The sequence below is a fragment of the Mycobacterium sp. E3198 genome, assembly GCF_001667015.1.
In the GTDB taxonomy this organism is placed as follows: domain Bacteria; phylum Actinomycetota; class Actinomycetes; order Mycobacteriales; family Mycobacteriaceae; genus Mycobacterium.
Window position 1 is genome coordinate 1 of record NZ_LZIS01000126.1, and the last position, 17,889, is coordinate 17,889.

The 17,889-nt window shown below is 67.2% G+C and carries 20 protein-coding genes; 11 read left to right on the plus strand and 9 right to left on the minus strand.

The genetic code is table 11. The features are described from left to right. The 4 genes from A5673_RS14505 to A5673_RS14520 all read left to right on the plus strand — a co-directional run. Positions 1 to 597: transposase (locus tag A5673_RS14505; RefSeq protein WP_156748103.1), on the plus strand; the 597-nt coding region annotated here is incomplete at its 5' end. Between the two features lie 14 nt (positions 598 to 611). Continuing rightward, a complete protein-coding gene (locus A5673_RS14510; RefSeq protein ID WP_068233314.1) occupies positions 612 to 968 on the plus strand; it encodes a hypothetical protein in 357 nt (118 codons plus the stop codon). After that, positions 961 to 1,596, plus strand: coding sequence for a Dabb family protein (locus tag A5673_RS14515; protein WP_068233316.1), 636 nt, complete (start codon positions 961 to 963; stop codon positions 1,594 to 1,596). The genes A5673_RS14510 and A5673_RS14515 overlap by 8 nt, the downstream gene beginning before the upstream one ends. A 7-nt stretch (positions 1,597 to 1,603) precedes the next feature. Next, positions 1,604 to 2,041, plus strand: a complete 438-nt coding sequence (locus tag A5673_RS14520) for an SRPBCC family protein (RefSeq protein ID WP_197518382.1) — start codon at positions 1,604 to 1,606, stop codon at positions 2,039 to 2,041. A gap of 30 nt (positions 2,042 to 2,071) precedes the next feature. On the opposite strand, the gene A5673_RS14525 is transcribed toward A5673_RS14520, so the two are convergent. Beyond that, positions 2,072 to 2,959 carry an SDR family NAD(P)-dependent oxidoreductase gene (locus A5673_RS14525; RefSeq protein WP_068233320.1) on the minus strand — a complete coding sequence of 296 codons (888 nt, stop codon included), beginning with the start codon at positions 2,957 to 2,959 and terminating at the stop codon, positions 2,072 to 2,074. Then, a complete protein-coding gene (locus tag A5673_RS14530) occupies positions 2,956 to 4,881 on the minus strand; it encodes an NAD(P)/FAD-dependent oxidoreductase (RefSeq protein ID WP_068233323.1) in 1,926 nt (641 codons plus the stop codon). Before A5673_RS14530 ends, A5673_RS14525 begins: the two co-directional genes overlap by 4 nt. Positions 4,882 to 4,982: 101 nt before the next feature. On the opposite strand from A5673_RS14530, the gene A5673_RS14535 reads away from it, so the two are divergent. The 6 genes from A5673_RS14535 (at position 4,983) to A5673_RS14560 (ending at position 10,900) form a co-directional block, all read left to right on the plus strand. Beyond that, entirely contained in the window at positions 4,983 to 6,575 is a 1,593-nt protein-coding gene (locus A5673_RS14535) for an acyl-CoA synthetase (RefSeq protein ID WP_068233328.1), read from the plus strand. Between the two features lie 69 nt (positions 6,576 to 6,644). Next, a complete protein-coding gene (locus A5673_RS14540; RefSeq protein WP_068233331.1) occupies positions 6,645 to 7,124 on the plus strand; it encodes a nuclear transport factor 2 family protein in 480 nt (159 codons plus the stop codon). Continuing rightward, the gene (locus A5673_RS14545; protein ID WP_068233336.1) at positions 7,121 to 7,993 is read left to right on the plus strand and encodes an SDR family NAD(P)-dependent oxidoreductase; all 873 of its coding nucleotides are present in this window, start codon (positions 7,121 to 7,123) and stop codon (positions 7,991 to 7,993) included. Before A5673_RS14540 ends, A5673_RS14545 begins: the two co-directional genes overlap by 4 nt. Before the next feature lies 1 nt (position 7,994). Beyond that, positions 7,995 to 8,978, plus strand: a complete 984-nt coding sequence (locus A5673_RS14550) for an alpha/beta hydrolase (RefSeq protein ID WP_068233338.1) — start codon at positions 7,995 to 7,997, stop codon at positions 8,976 to 8,978. A gap of 45 nt (positions 8,979 to 9,023) precedes the next feature. After that, positions 9,024 to 10,100 (plus strand): hypothetical protein, encoded by a 1,077-nt coding sequence (locus A5673_RS14555; protein ID WP_068233339.1) that lies wholly within the window; start codon positions 9,024 to 9,026, stop codon positions 10,098 to 10,100. A 17-nt stretch (positions 10,101 to 10,117) separates the two neighbouring features. Beyond that, positions 10,118 to 10,900 carry an SDR family NAD(P)-dependent oxidoreductase gene (locus A5673_RS14560; RefSeq protein WP_068233343.1) on the plus strand — a complete coding sequence of 261 codons (783 nt, stop codon included), beginning with the start codon at positions 10,118 to 10,120 and terminating at the stop codon, positions 10,898 to 10,900. 54 nt (positions 10,901 to 10,954) lie between these two features. Here the strand turns inward: A5673_RS14560 and A5673_RS14565 are convergent, their stop codons facing one another. Together A5673_RS14565 and A5673_RS14570 are read right to left on the minus strand one after the other, a co-directional pair. Further along, positions 10,955 to 11,248: a ferredoxin gene (locus tag A5673_RS14565; protein ID WP_068233346.1), complete on the minus strand. Its 294-nt coding sequence runs from the start codon at positions 11,246 to 11,248 to the stop codon at positions 10,955 to 10,957. Continuing rightward, entirely contained in the window at positions 11,248 to 12,387 is a 1,140-nt protein-coding gene (locus A5673_RS14570) for a Rieske 2Fe-2S domain-containing protein (protein WP_068233354.1), read from the minus strand. Before A5673_RS14570 ends, A5673_RS14565 begins: the two co-directional genes overlap by 1 nt. 101 nt (positions 12,388 to 12,488) lie before the next feature. Here A5673_RS14570 and A5673_RS14575 point away from each other — a divergent pair, with 101 nt between their 5' ends. Further along, the gene (locus A5673_RS14575; protein ID WP_068233368.1) at positions 12,489 to 14,192 is read left to right on the plus strand and encodes a 3-ketosteroid-delta-1-dehydrogenase; all 1,704 of its coding nucleotides are present in this window, start codon (positions 12,489 to 12,491) and stop codon (positions 14,190 to 14,192) included. 6 nt (positions 14,193 to 14,198) lie between these two features. On the opposite strand, the gene A5673_RS14580 is transcribed toward A5673_RS14575, so the two are convergent. From A5673_RS14580 to A5673_RS29550, 5 genes are all read right to left on the minus strand, one after another. Then, the gene (locus tag A5673_RS14580; protein ID WP_231971108.1) at positions 14,199 to 14,810 is read right to left on the minus strand and encodes a PadR family transcriptional regulator; all 612 of its coding nucleotides are present in this window, start codon (positions 14,808 to 14,810) and stop codon (positions 14,199 to 14,201) included. A gap of 127 nt (positions 14,811 to 14,937) precedes the next feature. Then, positions 14,938 to 15,414, minus strand: a complete 477-nt coding sequence (locus A5673_RS14585) for a hypothetical protein (RefSeq protein ID WP_156748230.1) — start codon at positions 15,412 to 15,414, stop codon at positions 14,938 to 14,940. A 55-nt stretch (positions 15,415 to 15,469) separates the two neighbouring features. Further along, positions 15,470 to 16,444 carry an adenylate/guanylate cyclase domain-containing protein gene (locus tag A5673_RS14590; protein WP_068233362.1) on the minus strand — a complete coding sequence of 325 codons (975 nt, stop codon included), beginning with the start codon at positions 16,442 to 16,444 and terminating at the stop codon, positions 15,470 to 15,472. A 40-nt stretch (positions 16,445 to 16,484) separates the two neighbouring features. Beyond that, positions 16,485 to 17,525, minus strand: coding sequence for a hypothetical protein (locus tag A5673_RS14595; RefSeq protein WP_082958742.1), 1,041 nt, complete (start codon positions 17,523 to 17,525; stop codon positions 16,485 to 16,487). Between the two features lie 47 nt (positions 17,526 to 17,572). Further along, on the minus strand, positions 17,573 to 17,889 hold a 317-nt coding region (locus A5673_RS29550; RefSeq protein WP_197518383.1), incomplete at its 5' end, for a hypothetical protein.

Sequence of the window (17,889 nt, forward strand, 5' to 3'; positions counted from 1 at the left end):
GTGCACGAGCTCGACCCCGAACGCGCGCCTAAGGCTCGTTCGCTGGATTCGGCCAAGCATCGTCGTAGTCTCGGTGACTGGTTGGCCACGGTGCCCGGGCTGGTCGCTGAGTTGGCTCGCGAGGAGTTGGCCGACATCACTCGACTCACCGAGACTATCGACACCTTGGCCCAGCGCATCGGACAGCGAGTACGCCTCGTCGCCCCGGCCTTGCTCGCTCTTCCGGGCTGCGCGGAGCTGACGGCGGCCAAACTGGTCGGCGAAACCGCCGGAGCGATCCGCTTCAAAAGCGCTGCCGCCTATGCCCGCCATGCCGGGGTGGCGCCTGTCCCGGTGTGGTCGGGGAACACCGCAGGCCGCGTGCGGATGACCCGCTCGGGCAACCGCCAACTCAACGCCGCCCTGCACCGCATCGCAGTCACCCAGATCCGCCTAGAGGGACTGGGGCAGGTCTACTACCGACGCCGCATCGCCGCGGGCGATTCCAAGACCGAGGCGCTGCGCTGCCTCAAACGCCGCTTAGCCCGCATTGTCTTCGGCCACCTTCAAACCGACGAACAAACCCGCCAAAAGCCTTGCCAACCGGCAGCGGCTTGACATAGGAGAAACTCATGGCCGACCGTGAAGTCTTCGTGATCGACCGCGTGGTCACCAAGCCGGGATGTGCGCGGCGGTTCGTCGACGCCTATCTCGCCGAATACGCCCCCGGCGCACGCGAACGAGGCATGACACTCCGCGACGTCCTGGTGAGCCCGCCGATCTGGTTCGACGAATCCGACGAGCAGGTCAACACCGTCACCATCACCTGGACGCTGCCCAGCGCGCAGGCGTGGTGGCAGATGACGTGGCAAGGCCGGACGGATTCGGCGCTCGGCCACTGGTGGGCGCGGATAGGCGATTTGGTGGTCGAGCGGTCGCGGTCATTCGCGGCGGCAGCCGCCGACGTGGACGGGCTCTGCGATGTATAGCGTGACCCGGCTGATCGATGTCGCCGAGCCGGACCGCGACCGAATGGTTGCCGCACTGCGCGGCGCGGCTTCCGACGCCGGTGCGCTGGGTTGGGTGGTCGAACCCACGCTGCCCGGCTCGCGCAACGGCGGCGACATCCTCGCACACCTCCGGTTCACCTCCAAGGCTCAATGGGATTGTGCGGCCGCGTGTTTCGTCGAGGCATTGGACGACCCCGCGGTAAACCGGGTCAACGGCGTCGCCTACTCGGGACTGCCCGTGCACCGGGGCCACGAGCCGGGAACCGTTTACCGGACGTTGCTGTTGAGCGTGCAGTCCGACACAGATCAGGCCACCGTCGCCCGTTTCGAGACCGACCTGCAACTGATGCCGCGGTATGTGCGCACCATCACCGACTGGCAGCTGAGCAGGGTCGAGGAGGCCACCGGGGTCTCGGCGTGGACCCACGTGTTCGAGCAACTTTTCACCGACGCGGACGGGTTGCTGCGGCCCTACCTGATGCATCCGATCCACTGGGCGGTGGTGGATCGCTGGTTCGATCCCGAATGTCCCGATGTCATTGTGCGAGAACGTGTCTGCCACAGCTTCTGCCAGACCGACGCGGCCGTGCTGCGGGTGGGCGGATAGTCACACAATGCGTCACTCCATTCGGTTCGAACGGGCATGCGCTGCGCCGCCCGAGGTGGTCTACGACGTTCTCGTCGACGTCGAGCGGTGGCCGGAATGGCTCTCCGGCTCGCGGAGCGCCGGTTGGGAGACAGCCGAACCCCCCGGCACCCGCATGGGAGCCATCCGCCGAATCGTCGTCAGCGGCTTGACCATGCGGGAGGAGATCCTCATTGACGACCGGCCGCACCACCACGCGTATCGCATCGTGTCCGGAATCCCGGTGACCGACCATCGCGCCGATGTTCACATCCACGGGCAGGCCGACGGGTCGCTCATCGTCTGGCGGGCGACGTTCCGGTCGCGGATTCCCCTTGCGGGGCAGGCGCTGTGGTTGCTGCTGCGCGCAAGCATGCCCCGCATGGCCGCCGATTTGGCCAGAGCAGCCGAGCGCCGAGCTACCTGATCGGCGATACGCCCGGGCGCGGGTGTCGGGTCAGATTCCCGTGGGTGAGATATTCGGGTTGGCGGTCGCCGGCGGCGGCAACGGCGGCAACACCGTCGTGCCGTCGAGACTGTGCACCGGCAACTGCTGCGAGAAGGGATAGTGCAGGCTGAACGCGACCAAGCCGGTGCGCTCTGCGGCGGGCAGGTGGCACATCGCCAGCACCGTCTCGGCCAGGTACTCCACCGGCTCGGTCGGAAAAGTGTCCGGGATCAGCTGCGCGGCACCGGGCGTACGGACCGCCGTCGACGGCCCAACGCAATTGACGGCGATATTCGCGTCGAGCAGTTCGGCGGCCACCCCCTGCGTGAACCGGTGCAGGGCGGCCTTCATGGACGCGTAGATCACGTCGCCCGAGGTCTTGTTGTATTCCCGGTACGGCCGCGCCGGCGCCACGCCGGTGACCGAACCGATGTTGACGATCCAGCCGGCGCCATGCTTGCGCATGTGTGGCACAGCAGCTTTCGTCAGGACGAACGGCACGCGAAGGTAGTGTTCCACGGTCCGGTCGAATGTTTCCAGACTCATCTGTTCGACCAGCGAGTAGTCGGCGAAACCCGCGTTGTTGACCAGGATGTCGATGCGACCGGTGCGGTCGAGCACCGCGTTGACCAACCCGTCGCGCTGCTCGGCGTCCTCCAGGTTGGCCGCGACGCCGAACGCCTGCCCCCCGGCGGCCTCGATCAGGCCGACCGTCTCGGCGATGGTGCCCGGCAGCGCGGAGGTGGTTCCCGACCTCGTCGACAACGACGGCGCGTGCGACCGCGCGGTAACCGCCACCGTGGCGCCCTCGGCGGCCAGCCGCTGGGCGATGGCCCGGCCGATGCCCCGGCTGCTACCCGTCACCAAAGCCGTTTTGCCGAAAAGTAATCGGCTCATCGCAGGGTCAAATCCGCTTCGACCGGGGCGCGATGGTCGCGCCAGAAGTCGATCAGGCGATACGGGAAGGCGGTCACGATCCGCCCTCCGCCCGAGCGGTAGTAGGTGTGGGCGGAGGGAGTGTGGCACCAGACGGTACCGGCCATGGTCGCGTCGATGTCGGCGACATAACGCTCGTAGGCGTCCTGTGTCACCTCGATGGCGGCGGCTTTGCGCAGCGCCATCAATTGCAGGCATTCCATCACGTAGTGGACCATCACTTCGACGCCGAAGTTGTGGCCCGCACCGTGCCCGGGGCTGTAGTTGGGTGCCGAGGAAATGAACATGTTCGGGAAGCCGGGCACCATCCCGCCCCGGTAGGCCCGCGGAATGTCGCCCCACTCCTCGGTGAGGCGCCTACCGCCGCGGCCCCGGATATCCACGGTGGAAAGGAAATCCAGGTAGTAGCCGGTCGCGTAGACGATGACGTCGAGGTCGATCTGCCGGCCGTCGGCCGTCACGATTCCCGCCTCGTTGACCCGGGCCGGCTCGCCGGCCTCGACGTCCACATGCTCGCGGGCCAGCGCCGCGTAATAGCCGCCGGGATCGCGGATGATCCGCTTGCCGTAGGGGGCGAAGTCCGGCGTGACCTTGCGGGCGAGGTCGCTGCCGGCGCCGAAAACCCGATCGATGTAGCCCCGGCAGAGCTGCAGCAGCACATCATTGGCCGGCGAGATGGACAGGTGCTCGGCCGCCCAGTCGGGATCGTGCAGAATCACCGGGTAGTTGTTGTCCGCCGTCCCCCAATACGATTTGAGCCGAACCCAATTCGCGTAGTACGGCAGCCTGGTGCCCAGCCACCGCTGGTATTCCGGTACCTCGTCGGACGCCCGTCGCCGCGGGGCCACCCAGTGCGGTTGGCGTTGAAACACCGTCAGATGCGCGACTTGGTCCACGCAGGCGTCGACGATCTGCACCGCGGTGCAACCGGCGCCGATGACGGCCACCCTCTTGCCCGTCAGATCGAGATCGGGATCCCACTGCGCGGAATGGATCGAAACTCCCGAGAACGCCTCGCGGCCGGGCAGGTCCGGCCAGCGGGGGCGGTTGAGATAACCGGCGGCCGGAATCACCACGTTGGCGTAGCTCACATCGCGGTCGCCGTCGGGGCCCACCGAGTGGATCTGCCACTGCCGGCGCCCTTCGTCCCACCACAGCGCTTCGGCCTCGGTGCCGAACCGGGTGCGCTTGCGCACGTCGTTTCTGTCGGCCACCGACACCAGGTAGGCCTGATACTCCGCGCCCATCGGGTAGTAACTCGACCAATCGCCGTTGATGTCGCGCGACAGGGAGTAGTACGCCGAAGGCGTGTCCACACCGATGCCGGGATATGTCGTGGTGTACCACGTGCCGCCGACCTCGTCGTGTCGCTCGATGATCTGGTATTCGATGCCCGCGTCCGCGCACGCGAGGGCGGCGGTGATTCCGGCGATGCCGGCCCCGATGATGACGACCTTGAAGCCGGCGGGAAGCTTGGCGGTGCGCGGCAGCACCGGCTGCGACGGCTGGAACCCGCCCTGTTCGAGCAGCAGCTCGAGATACTCGGGACCGACGGTTCCCCCCAGGGCCACGGGCGCGATGCGCGCGAACAGGCCGAGGTCGTCGGCGGGCACCGCGTCGCTCTGGCGGGGTGACTGCAGCGCGGCGACGACCGCCTCGACGAGCGCCGCGGCGGTCTCCCGGTCGGTCACGCCGGCCTGCTCCGGTGGGTCCGGCACATGGGAGATCCTCGGTGCGAACCGGTCGACCACCGCCGCGTCGCCGGTCAGTTGCGCCAGGACGGCAACCAGCACGCCAGGGTCCGCCTGGCGCAGGTTCGCCCGCAGTTCGTCGAGATCCAGATCCTCGCTGCTTTCGGTCGTGACGGGCCCGCCAGCGCTCATGTCAACGAGTATCGAGGCGGTCCGCCCGGATGTGTGGGCCCGTGTCTACTCAGCGGGACGCCGACGGCCCGCGGTTGAGGGTGGCACATACCGTGGCGGGCATGCAGTCCGAGCTGGATGCTGTCGTCGCGCGGGCGCGCAGCCATGGACTCGGCGACATCCCGCGCCGGTCGGCCCGCCGGCACCCGGACAAGACCGCGGTCATCGACGGATACGTGGTGCTGAGCTTCGCCGAGTTCGACGACCTGGTCGACCGCACCGCGGCGGCGCTGCAGGACAACGGCTTTGGGCCCGGTGACCGCATCGCGCTGCTGTCGCACAACTGCTGGCAGTATGCGGTGCTGGCGTTCGCCACTGCGCGCGCGGGGGTGGTGCTGGTCCCGGTCAACTTCATGCTGACCGCAGAGGAAATCTCTTACATTCTCGGCCACAGCGGGGTCCGCGGATTCGTCGTCGAAGCCGAGTTGACGCCGACGGCCGAAGAGGCGATGCGGCGCGGTGGCAGGGTGGAGGTTCGGGTCGCGCTGGCGCCGGCCGAGTGCGACGTCCCACCGGGTTGGGATGACTTCGCCCAGTGGCTTTCGACCGACACGCCGGCCCCCAGCCCGCACCTCGGCGACGACCAGCTGGTGCGGCTGATGTACACGAGTGGAACCGAGACCCGCCCCAAGGCGGCCATGCATACCAGCCGCAGCCTGATGTGGCAGTACGTGAGCACGATCGTCGCGGGCGAGATGACGCACGACGACGTCGAGATCCATTCGCTGCCGCTGTATCACTGCGCGCAGTTGGACAACTTCCTGGCCACCGACGTCTATTTGGGCGCCACCAGCATCATCCTCCCGGGGCCGGACCCCGACACGGTGCTGCGCACGATCGAGCGATACCGCGTCACCAACTACTTCGCTCCCCCGACGGTGTGGATCTCGCTGCTGCGCTCGCCGGCGTTCGACGCGGTCGACCTTTCCAGCCTGCGCAAGGGGTACTACGGTGCCTCGGCGATGCCGGTGGAGATCTTGGCGGAGATGCGGCGACGGCTGCCGAATCTGAGGTTGTGGAACTTCTACGGGCAAACCGAGATGGCCCCGCTGGCCTCGGCACTGGGCCCCGATGAACAGGACGCACACGCCGGTTCGGCCGGGCGGCCGGTCGTCAATGTGGAAACGGCGATCCTCGACCCCGACGACGTCCCGGTCGGCACCGGCGTCGTCGGCGAAATCGCGCATCGCAGCCCACATTTGATGCTGGGTTATTTGGGCGATCCGGACCGCACCGCCGACGCTTTCCGCGGCGGCTGGTTTCACTCAGGCGATCTGGGTTTCTACGACGAGCACGGGCTCTTGCACGTCGTCGACCGCAAAAAGGACATGGTCAAGACCGGCGGAGAGAATGTCTCCAGCCGGGAGGTCGAGGAAGTCCTCTACCGGCACGGCGGCATCCACGAGGTTGCGGTGTTCGGCCTGCCGCACCCGATCTGGGTGGAGGCCGTGGCGGCCGCGATCGTGCCCCGCGAGGGCGTGACGCTGACGGAGCAGGATGTCGTCGCCCATTGTCGAGAGCACCTGGCCGGATTCAAAACACCCAAACGGGTCTTCTTCGTCGATTCGCTGCCGAAGAACCCGAGCGGCAAACTGCTCAAACGCCTGTTGCGGGAACGCTTCGCATCCGGCGTTTCAAGCTTCACCAGGGGCTGACTCGAGACCGTGTTCCACTGACCGGGCATCGGCCTGTTACGCGGGCCACACCCGGCGTTGACTGGCGCCATGGCCACTGACATCACGCTGCCCGAATTGCAGGAGTTCATCGCCGGCTTCTGGTACCACTACGATGAGGCCCACTACGACGAGATGGCGGCCGCTTACGCCGAGGATGTGCACTACCTGACCCGAAGCGACTCCGGTGCAAGCCCTTTCGAGGAATTGATGTCACCGGAGCTCAATGGTCGCGACGAGGTGATGGGATGGCTGTCGGAGCACCGCAAGCAGAGCCCGTACCCGCTGCGCCACCACGCCACCAACGTGCATCGCACCGGCGCCGACGGTGACGTCACCCGGGCGCGGTTCTACATCTTCGTCAACCAGATCGCCAACTTCGTGCCGTTCGCGGTGTCCAGCGGGGTCGTCAACGTCGGCGTCCGGCGCGGTGCCAACGGACTTGAGTTCACCGAGATGGACGTCGTCCTCGACGCCACCAACTCGGTGCTGCTGGCGGAATTAGCCGCCGATAGCGCCGCGGGTTCGTGAGCGCCGGGGACGCATTTTCCGGCGGGGTCGCCGTCGTCACCGGAGCCGGCTCCGGCCTGGGCGCCGGCCTGGCGCGCCACGCCGCCGGGCTGGGGATGACGGTGGTCCTGGCCGACATTGACCAAGCGGCGGCCGGATCGGTTGCCGACGAACTGCGCGCCGCGGGCGGCTCGGCGCTCGACGTCGTCTGCGATGTGCGCGATCCCGACGCCGTGCAGGCGCTTGCCGACCGGGTCTACCGGGACGTCGGCCCGGTGCGCCTGCTGATCAATAACGCCGGCATCGAGCAGTTCGGCTACCTGTGGGACACACCGGTGGCCAATTGGCAGCGCATCATCGACATCAACGTCAGCGGCGTTTTCTACGGCGTGCGGGCTTTCCTGCCGAAGATGATGTCCACCGACGAGCCCGCGTGGGTGTGGAACATCGCGTCGGTCGGCGCGGTGGTGGCAATTCCGTTGCAGGCCCCCTACATCGTGAGCAAGCATGCGGTGCTGGCGTTGACGGAGTGCCTGTATCTGGAGGTCGAATCGACCGGCCACGGCCGTCACATTCACGTGCAGGCCGTGCTGCCCGGCCCCGTGGCGTCCAACATCTTCGAGTCGGCCGGCGGAATCGACGCCGACGGGGGCGGTGACGTGGCCGCGGCCGAGGCGCAACGCTCGGCCATGCTCGACGTCAAGGCCGCGGCCATGGATCCCCGTGAAGCCGCCGAGATGGTGTTCAACCAGGCCGCCGAGGGCCGCTTCTATTTGCACACCCATCCCGACGCGGTTGGCGCCGCGATGGCCGAACGTGCGAATGTGCTTGCCTCACAACAAGCCCCGGTGCTGCGCACCGAGGGTCGCTTCGACACGGCGAAGCAATGAGATGGTAACGCCCCCGCTGGATCCCGACGCCGCAGCGCGCGTCGCATCCTTCGGTCCCGTCGCGCCGATGCGGCAACGGGGGCTGGCCGCGGTGCGCGCCGGGCTGGAATCCGCCCCGCTGCCCAACGGGATGCCCGAAATGGCCGCGGTCACCGAGACCGCCATTCCCGGTCCCGGCGGCGACATTCCGGCCCGGACTTACTGCCCCACCCCCGATACCGGCGGTCCCGTACTCGTTTACCTGCACGGCGGCGGACTCGTCATGGGTTCCAACCGCTCGTTCGAACCGCTGGCGCGCGAGCTTGCCGCGGCGTCGGCGGCCACCGTTGTGGCGGTCGACTACCGGTTGGCCCCGGAATTCTCGCCGCCGGCGCAGTTCGACGACGCCTATGCGGCGACGGCATGGGTCTCACGAAACGCCGCCGAACTGGGCGCCGATGGGCAGCGGCTGGCGGTGGTCGGCGACAGCGCCGGCGGCTCGCTCGCGGCGGCTGTCGCGCTGGCCGCCCGTGACCGCGGCGGACCGGCGATCTGCGCACAGGTGCTGCTGTATCCGGGTCTGGATCGCGACATGTCCGTACCCTCGATCGCCGCGCTCGCCGATGCGCCGCTACTCACGCGCGACGACATCGACTACCTGCACGCACTGGTCGACGGCGAGACGGGTCCGCCCACCGATCCCTATCTGGTCCCGGCGTATGCCTGTGATCTGTCCGGGCTGCCGCCGGCGATCGTGGTGACTGGCGGCTGTGATCCCATCCGGGACTGGGGTGAGCGGTACGCGGACCGGTTGCGCGATGCCGGCGTGCAGACGATCACCGCCCGCTATCCGGGCATGTACCACGGCTTCTTGATGCGCTCCGACGCGACCGCGCGCGGCCGGCTGGCCATTGCGGAGATCGGGGCGCTGCTGCGGGCCAAATTCAGCCATCCGGTGCGTTTTGACCTCCCGATCACCGGGCAACCGCAGACCGCATCGCGCTGAGGCTGCGCACAATCAATCGATCCAGGATTGCAAAGGAGACAGCTGATGCTCACCGACGAGCGGCGGATGGAGCTTTCCGACGTGTTGCGGCCGGCCGCACCGCCCCGGGAGATCGACGATGTGTACACCGACGATCAGCGCGATCGTCTGCTCGACGTGGCCCGCACCGAAGGCCCTTGGAAGCTGATCATCGCCCAGCACTTCGCGTCCGCCGACGAACTGATGGCCACCATGAGCGGGATGTTCCCGGAAGGGTTCACCCCGTCGCTGGATCTATTCCTGACCCCGACGTTCCGCGGCTACCTCGCGAATTACGGCGCGGTGCTCTACCCGCAACTGCACGACTGCTTCTACAACGAGCGCTTCCTGGACTTGGCCAAGGCCTATTGGAAAGCCGAGTATGCCAAGCCTCAGCTGATGCTGTTCAACATCAACGGCCCGTGCGCCAATCGCGACCCGGGCCACCTGGATTCGCCGAGTTTCCGCGGTGTGCGGCACGAGAATGCCCCCACCTGGCTGACCAGCGTGATGGGCAAGTCCGGGCTGTTCGGCGATTACCTGATCAAGATGGCCCAGGTGATCACCTGGTTCTCGCTCGACGCGGGCAGCGGCTTCACCTACTGGCCCGCAGGCCCGCTCAAGGCGCCCAAACGCATCCTGCCCCCGATCAACAATCGCGGCATCGTGGTGCAGAACGAGATGATGGTGCATCGCGGCGAGGCCAATGGGCCGCTGGCGCAACAGGTTCCGGCCGGCCTGGCGTTCGACACCGTGTTCAGCGGTGATCCGAGCGACCGCGATCACTGGTTGCTGAAGAACGGTGCGGACGTGATCGCCCGCCACCACACCGACGAACTGCGATTCCTGGTGCACTGGTCTGCCGAGGTGTTCGCCGACTACGACGAGCTGAAGAAGAACATGGAAGGCTCCGCCGACCTGACCGTCGACAAGGCCATCGACATCATGGTCGACGATCTGAAGGGCAAGGGCATCACGCTCGACATCCCCAGCGAACCGCTGCACGATCCGGCGTTCATCAGCGCCCTGAACGCGGCCTATGACCTGGGCGGTCCGGCGGTCTACCCCGAGGAAGCCCCGCTCAGTGCCTTCCAACCGGCATGAGCGAAAGGGCTTTGCTGATGGGTCGTTTCGCGGACAGGCGTGCCATCGTGACCGGAGCCGGCTCCGGAATCGGACAGGCCACCGTCGCCCGATTGCTCGACGAGGGCGGCACCATCGTCGCCTACGACGTCTCGGCGGACGGGCTGGCTCGCACGGCGGACGCAGCCGACGCCGCCGGCACCGGCAAGCGCCTCACCACCGCCGTCCTCGACATCTCCGACGAGGACGCCGTGACCGCCGCCGTGGATGCGGGCGTTGCCGACCTCGGCGGCCTCGAAGTGCTCATCAACGCGGCCGCCGTCCAGCGCTGCGCCAACACGCACGAGCACACGCTGGCCGACTGGAACCTCACCCTGGCGGTCAACCTGACGGGCACCTTCCTGATGACCCGCCAGGCGCTTCCGGCGCTGCTGGACGGCGGTCGCGGTGTGGTGGTCAACTTCACCTCGACGGCGGCGTCGTTCGCGCATCCGTATATGGCGGCATACGCGGCCAGCAAGGGCGGGGTGCTGTCGTTTACCCACTCGCTGGCGCTCGAGTACTCCAAACAGGGATTGCGGGCGGTCAACATTCAGCCGGGCGGGGTGGCCACGGCGCTGGCACTGAGCACCCTGGACAAGATGCCCGAGGGATATGACCTGGGGTTGTGGGCGAAGCAGGCGCCGCTGCTACACGGCAAGGAGAACGAAATCCTGGGCGACCCGAGCTCGGTGGCATCGGTCATCGCCATGGTCGCCTCCGACGACGGCGCCTTCATCACCGGCACCGAAATCCGGATCGACGGCGGTGCACACGCCTGAACTTGGCTGCCACGTCACGGAAGTCAGCGACTCTCACGACGCACTCGCGGCCGATTACATTGCCGTTCGCGCCATTTCGTCGACAATGGCCAACTCGCCCTGTCGAACCGCGTTGAGGATCGACTCGCTCAGCGCCGCGCACGCAAGGAATACTCCCCGACCGTGATCCGACATCTTCTGTGCCTCGGCACGCTCGTGGCATCGGGCCGTCGCGTCGGCGTTCCATTGCACGCTGGTCTGATTCCAGCTGCTCTTGCGGGCCAGCACTTGCGCACCGCAGGTCCGGCACGCCACCGCCACCATCGGCATGTCGTCGAGCCGGTTATCTTGCCTCGAGGAAGGGGGCATCACACCGAGCCCGTGACGGCTTCCCGGGTGGCCATGTTGGCCTCGACCTCCTTCATCCACGCCTCGTAAGGCCGGGTCGTGTCCAACTCGAACTCGAAGCGGTCCACCATGTCTGGTTGCACGTCGGCGACGTCGACGTAGAACTGCTGATACCACCGGCGCAACTGGTAGACCGGCCCATCCTCCTCGACCAGTAGCGGGTTGTCGATGCGCGCCTTGTGCCGCCAGATCTGCACGTCTTGTTCAAAGCCTAATTTGACGAAGTCACCGAGGCTGATGGCGGTCTGCATCGCGAGGTCGTGGGGCAGCGCGTCCGATTTCTTGACGATGATGCCGTATTGCAGCACAAAGGAATTCGCGTCGATCGGGTAGTGGCAATTGATCAGCACCGTTTGGTGGTCGGCGTCCTCGTAGTGATACGTCAGGTCGTCGATCATGAATGACGGACCCCAATAGGACGCGACCGAGGTGGTCCCCAGCATCTTGGGGCCCTCGCCACCGATGTCGGGGCGACCCGCGCTGTTCATGTACTGCGTCGCCACGTGGCCGTCGAAGACGTTCTTGAAGTGCGTGGGCAGCGACCCGTGAATGTAGAAGAAGTGCGCCATGTCCACAACGTTGTCGATGATCTCGCGGCAGTTGCTGTGAACGACCGTGGTGTACCAGTGCCAGTCCGTCCACGCATCGCTGGTGGCGCCCTCGATGCGCGGGATCGTGACCTCTGGCGGGGGTGGCTTGCCCTCGGGGTCGTTCCACACGAACAGCATGCCGTCCTGCTGCAGTGTGGTCCAGGCCTGCGTTCGGGCCAGCTTGGGTGTGCGCCGGCTGTACGGCACCTGCTTGCAGCGCCCGTCGCCGCCCCAGCGCCAATCGTGAAACGGGCACGCGATTTCGTCGCCCTTGACCGTTCCCTGCGAGAGGTCGCCGCCCATGTGGCGGCAGTAGGCGTCGAGCACGTTGAGGCTTCCGTCCCCGCTGCGAAAGACGACCAGCTTCCGCCCGAACGCGTTGACCGCGTGCGGCTTGCCGTCGCCGAAATCCCGAATCAGGCCCAGGCAATGCCAGCCGCGCGCGAATCTGACGGGTGCGGCCCCGGCTTCGATGAGCCGGATTTCGTCGATATCGGTCTGCGCCGTCATACGCACGATTGAACTTCGGTACCCGGATCGTGGGTCCGGATGTTCCCACTGATCAGGACGGCTCTTCCGCTGCCGAGCTGCCCCGGCATACCGTTCTGGACGTGACCGCGCACAGCACGACGATCCCCGCCGGGCTTCCCGTCGCCGATACGACCGTGGACCTGCTGGTGGTCGGGTCGGGTACCGGCATGGCGGCGGCACTGGCGGCTCATGAACTCGGGCTGTCGGTGTTGATCGTCGAGAAGTCGTCCTATGTCGGCGGCTCGACCGCGCGATCCGGCGGCGCCCTATGGCTGCCCGCCTCCCAGGTCCTGCGGGAAACCGGCGCCGACGACACGGCCGAGCGCGCCGCTACCTACCTGGAATCGGTGGTGGCCGGTTCCGCTCCCCGGCAACGCTCCGTTGCATTTGTGACGCATGTGCCCGCGGTCGTGGAGCTGCTTCGCCGCACCACCCCGCTGCGGCTGTTCTGGGCCCGCGATTACTCCGATTACCACCCGGAGGAGCCCGGCGGCAGCGCGGCCGGCCGCACCTGCGAATGTCACCCGTTCGACACTTCGCTGCTGGGCGAATATCGCACCCGGCTGCGGCCCGGCGTATTGGAAGCGGGCGTCTCGATACCCACCACGGGCGCCGACTATCGCTGGATGAACCTGGTGGCGCGCGTGCCCCGCAAGGGCATTCCCACCTTCGGCAAACGAGTGGCGCAGGGCCTCGGTGGCCGGCTGCTGGGCCGGCGCTATGCGGCGGGTGGTCAGGGTCTGATGGCCGGGATGTTCGCCGGCGTGTTGCGCGCCGGCATCCCGGTGTGGACGGACACCAAACTGTTGCGCCTGGACCGAGATGGTGATCGGGTAACGGGCGCGGTCGTGGACCACGGGGGACGGGAAGTGACCGTGACGGCCCGCCGCGGCGTGGTGCTGGCCGCCGGCGGGTTCGACCACAGCATGGACATGCGGTGGAAATTCCAGTCGGAGTCGTTGGGCGCCCACCTGAGCCTGGGCGCCGAATCCAACACCGGCGATGGAATCCGTGCGGGGCAAGAAGTCGGCGCCGACCTCGATTTGATGGAGCAGGCGTGGTGGTTTCCCGCCATCGCGCCGCTGCCCGGCAAGGCACCGGCGGTGATGCTGGCCGAACGGTCGCTGCCCGGCTGCCTGATCGTGAACCAGCACGGCCGCCGGTTCGCCAACGAGTCGGCGGATTACATGTCCTTCGGCCAGGGGTTGCTGGCGATGGAGCGGTCGGGCAACCCCGTCGAAGCGATGTGGATCGTCTTCGACCAGCAATACCGCAACAGCTATGTCTTTGGCGCTGAGCTGTTTCCGCGGATGCGGATACCGCAGCGCTGGTATGACGCCGGCATCGCGATACGCGCCGACAACCTGGGCGAGCTGGGCGCCCGGATGGGGATTCCGGTGCCGGAGTTCGTCGAGACCATGACACGGTTCAACCAAAACGCCTCCGCCGGTGAGGATCCGGAATTTGGCCGGGGCCGCAGCGCCTACGACCGGTACTACGGCGACCCGACGGTCAGACCGAATCCCAACTTGCGCCCGTTGCTGAAAGGCCCGTTCTACGCGGTGAAAATGGTACTCAGCGACCTGGGCACCTGCGGCGGGCTCAAAGCGGACGAGCGCGGGCGGGTGCTGCGCGAAGACGGCGGCGTGATCCCCGGGCTGTACGCGATCGGCAACACCGCGGCCAACGCCTTCGGCACCACGTACCCCGGCGCGGGGGCCACGATCGCCCAGGGACTCGTGTACGGCTACGTCGCGGCCCGCGACGCGGCGGGCGCCGACTAGGCAGCGCTAGTCGGATTCGCGCTTGGCTTGGACCTGCTTCTCGATTTCGCGCCAATAACCCGGCCTCGGGCGCGGTTTCCCCAAGCCGCCCTTCGCAGCCTGCTGCAGGATGGCGTCCGCCTCGTCGATTTCCTTCATCATTTCCAAGGCGAACTCCCGCTCGGCGGCGTAATACTTCGCCGCCCAGCGCAACGCGATCACCGAGTACGCCCAGGCCGGTTCGACCTCGGCCCCGTCCGCATCTTCCACCGCCTTGCGGTGTCGGGCTTCCGCATACGCCACATGCTCCTGCAGTATTTCCTTGAGCCGAGCCGGATTGCTCAGGTGGCCGAACGTAACCCGGAGCAGCACACTGTGTTTGAGCACCGGTGGATCGACCGGCGCCTCGTTGGTCCACTCGATGATGGCGTCCATCCCGGCCGGGGTGATCTTGTAGAGCCGCCTGCTTCGGGTGCCCTCGTCGCGCTCGACGCGCGACGTGACCAGCCCCAGGCCCTCGAGCTTCTTCAGTTCGGTATAGATCTGGCTGTACGACGGGCTCCAGTAGTAGAGGTCGACGCTCCAGTCGATCCACTTCTTGAGGTCGTAGCCCGAGACTTCCTCTTCGTAGGACATCATGCCCAGCAGGGCCCAGCTGGTGGCCGCAAGTGCCGCCTTGGCCGGGTTTTCGCTGGTCTCGCCCACCCCGCCAGATTAACAACACGGACCACCGGATTCCGCATCACCGACCGCTGGCCGGGACATATCAGAACGGAGCGACGCCGCAGTCCATCCCGACGAACATGCCGTGTCCGGTGACATCGTTGGTGAAGCTGGTGCCCTCGGTGGTCACTACGACCGTCCAGCCCTGGAAATCGTAGGTCCGCCCGTTCACCAGCATGACATCGGGCTGACCGGGCGGGGGCAAGCCGAGATTGGCGTTGCGCCAATCGAATCGGCCGGACGCGCTGATGATCGCCTGATCCTGGTGCAGTACCCGCGGGTCCCCGGCCCATCCCGGGTACGGAACGGGCTCCACGGGGGCCTGCGGGAAGCCGGCGGTTTGGCAGACGACCGTGGGTTCCCGTCCGTCACCGTCGTCCGAGGCGACCTGGCAGCGCATCGGTGGTGAGGGCGTTCTGACATTCACGTAGTGGTCCGGGGTGGGCTCGGCACCCGCCGGCGGACAGAAAATCATTGCCGGCCAGGCCATCCCGGCCAGGACGCTCGCGGCCTTCCTCACCTCGCAATGATGCTTCCGGCGCCTTGGAACATTCTTGGACGCGCGCCGTGCCCTGCTAGGGGCGGGGCGCCCGCGCGATAGCCGGGAACACGCTCTCCGTTCCGGAGCGGCCCTTGAGCTCGACCTGTTCGCCTTCCCCCCACAGGTACCGGTCCGCGACGGAGCGGCGCACGCCGCCGGTCACCATCACCGAGGCACGTCCGTCCCGGCCGGCGAGCCCGGCCAACCGGAACGCCACGTTGGTCGCATCGCCGATGACCGCGTCGGTCGACCTCGTCATTGCGGCCAGCGCCACCATCCCCTGCACCACTCCCCACCCCATGCGGATCGTCGAACCGTTCGGGTCGCGCAGCGGCAGTTCGGGCCCCAGCTCGTCGACAAGCCCATTCGCGGCGAGCGCGAAGTCGACCGCCAGCTCGCCGGCGTCCGGGAACCGGGCGAGCTCCCATACGGCGAACAGCGCGTCGCCTGCGTAGTAGCTGAGCGTGCCGCGGTGGGCCCGCAGGACATCGCCCAGCCGCTGCCACAGGGTGTGCAAGCCGCGCGCCATCACGCCCTCGTCCGTCATCTGCGAGATCGTCGAGTAATTGACGATGTCTCCGACCACCATCACCATGGCGGCCCTACCGATGCGCTCCCGGGTTCGCAGAGGTACGCCCCGGGGGACGGCGGTGAATCGCTGCGAACGGAAGGTCAGCGACACATCACCGATCCGGATCTCGTCGCCGGGTCTGATCGGCAAGGCGGCCGCACGTTCCAGACGAACCCCGTTGAGCAGAGTGCCATTGCTGCTGGTGTCGATCACAAACGCCTGATCCCCCGCGGCGTCCAGCCGAATTTCGAGGTGGGTGCGGGAAATCTCGGGATCGTCGATGATGAGCCGGCGCGCATCGCTGATGCCCGCACACTCCCGGCCGACGAATAGCTGATCAAAGATCGGGACGGGCCGCTCGGTGCCGCTGTCCGCGACGACGAGGTACGCCAGCGCCTCGCCGGGCTGCCCGCCCGGCGCGTTGCTAGAGGCCGGCACCGTTCACCTCACCGCCGGCACCCCGCTCGTGGCGTGTAAATCATTGTCCGGCAAAGGCTTTGTCCAGCTTGAGCACCCGGTTGTTGCCGCTGTCGACGACATAGAGGTCGCCCTGGCCGTCCAGCGCCAGGCCGCGTGGATTCTTCAGGCCGCTGATCGGCAGGATGGACTGGGTGGTGGCCTTGGTGGCGCGGTCGGTCTTCAGCTTCACCACCCGGTTGTTGCCGCCGTCGACGACGTAGACGTCACCCGAGAGCACCGCCACACCCTGCGGGCTGCTGAGGCCGGTGAACGCCAGCACGCTTTGCGTGCCGTCGCCCTTCAAGACCACCACCCGATTGTTGCCGGTGTCGGAGACGTAGACGTTGGAGAAGTCGTCGACTGCGACGCTGTCCGGGTTGCTCAGACCGCTGAAGGCGAGCACTTGGGGCGCGTTCAGCCCCTCCCGCCACATCATGACCCGATTGTTTCCGCTGTCAACGACGTAGTAGACGGAGCCCATCACCAGGTAAACGCCCTTGGGAGAGTTGAGGCCCGTGAAGGGCCCGACCCACTCGGTTGGCGAGGAGGATTGCCACGGTGCGGTCGGGGTGGTTCGGGGGGCGTGCGACCACAACACCCGCGCGTTGTTGGCGTCGGTGACGAACAGGTCGTCGCCGTTGGCGGCCACCCCGATGGGGTTATTGAGGCCGGCGAAGGGCGGCACGGATTGGGTGGTCGCGTTTGCCGCCATTTTCACCACCCGGTTGTTGCCGCCGTCGGTGACGAAGACCGCCTCGCTGCCGGCCGGCACCGTCACATCGGCGGGCCGGTCCAGGCCGGTGAAGGGGAGGACGACGGCCGAACCGGTCGCCGGCCCGGCCGACGTCGGTCCCGAAGTCGCCAAGGTTGCACCCGACGTTGCGGGGCCGGTTGTGCCAGCCGTCCCCGTGGCCGCTGTGGGCGCCGTCGCGGTGGTCCCGGCGGCTCCGGGATTGTTGGTGCCCTTGGCCGTACAGGCGGCGGTCATCGCAGTTGCGGCGATGACCGCGACGGCGCCGCTGATACCGATCAGTTGGCGAGCACTTCGGGGAGAACTCATGGGCGCACCCTAATTCCGTTCGGCGTTGGATTGGTCTTCGCGTACTCCTAGTACGGCTGTTTGCGTGCCTTCGACCGCTCGATCCACAGCCGCACGACGCCGACGGCGGTGACGAGGACCGCGACCCCGTACAACATCAAGCCCAGCCCAGGCGTGAGGTCCACAACGCCTTCGCCCTTGTTGTTTTCCGTGGACACCGTGTTGAACCAGACGAGCGTCAGCACAGCGAGCAGTCCGACCACGACACTGAGCCCGATGAGCCGCCCGGACGCCAGTTGAGACCCCGATAAGGCCGGAAGCGCCAGGAACACGGCGAGGGCGACCAGCACGATCACGACGAACTTCGCCGCGCCGTTGGCCGGAA

Bases quoted from the DNA above. Each gene is read 5' to 3' on its own strand.
- A5673_RS14510 (WP_068233314.1), top strand. From the start codon at position 612: ATGGCCGACCGTGAAGTCTTCGTGATCGACCGCGTGGTCACCAAGCCG.
- A5673_RS14515 (WP_068233316.1), top strand. From the start codon at position 961: ATGTATAGCGTGACCCGGCTGATCGATGTCGCCGAGCCGGACCGCGAC.
- A5673_RS14520 (WP_197518382.1), top strand. From the start codon at position 1,604: ATGCGTCACTCCATTCGGTTCGAACGGGCATGCGCTGCGCCGCCCGAG.
- A5673_RS14525 (WP_068233320.1), bottom strand. From the start codon at position 2,959: ATGAGCCGATTACTTTTCGGCAAAACGGCTTTGGTGACGGGTAGCAGC.
- A5673_RS14530 (WP_068233323.1), bottom strand. From the start codon at position 4,881: ATGAGCGCTGGCGGGCCCGTCACGACCGAAAGCAGCGAGGATCTGGAT.
- A5673_RS14535 (WP_068233328.1), top strand. From the start codon at position 4,983: ATGCAGTCCGAGCTGGATGCTGTCGTCGCGCGGGCGCGCAGCCATGGA.
- A5673_RS14540 (WP_068233331.1), top strand. From the start codon at position 6,645: ATGGCCACTGACATCACGCTGCCCGAATTGCAGGAGTTCATCGCCGGC.
- A5673_RS14550 (WP_068233338.1), top strand. From the start codon at position 7,995: ATGGTAACGCCCCCGCTGGATCCCGACGCCGCAGCGCGCGTCGCATCC.
- A5673_RS14555 (WP_068233339.1), top strand. From the start codon at position 9,024: ATGCTCACCGACGAGCGGCGGATGGAGCTTTCCGACGTGTTGCGGCCG.
- A5673_RS14560 (WP_068233343.1), top strand. From the start codon at position 10,118: ATGGGTCGTTTCGCGGACAGGCGTGCCATCGTGACCGGAGCCGGCTCC.
- A5673_RS14565 (WP_068233346.1), bottom strand. From the start codon at position 11,248: ATGCCCCCTTCCTCGAGGCAAGATAACCGGCTCGACGACATGCCGATG.
- A5673_RS14570 (WP_068233354.1), bottom strand. From the start codon at position 12,387: ATGACGGCGCAGACCGATATCGACGAAATCCGGCTCATCGAAGCCGGG.
- A5673_RS14580 (WP_231971108.1), bottom strand. From the start codon at position 14,810: ATGATGTCCTACGAAGAGGAAGTCTCGGGCTACGACCTCAAGAAGTGG.
- A5673_RS14595 (WP_082958742.1), bottom strand. From the start codon at position 17,525: ATGAGTTCTCCCCGAAGTGCTCGCCAACTGATCGGTATCAGCGGCGCC.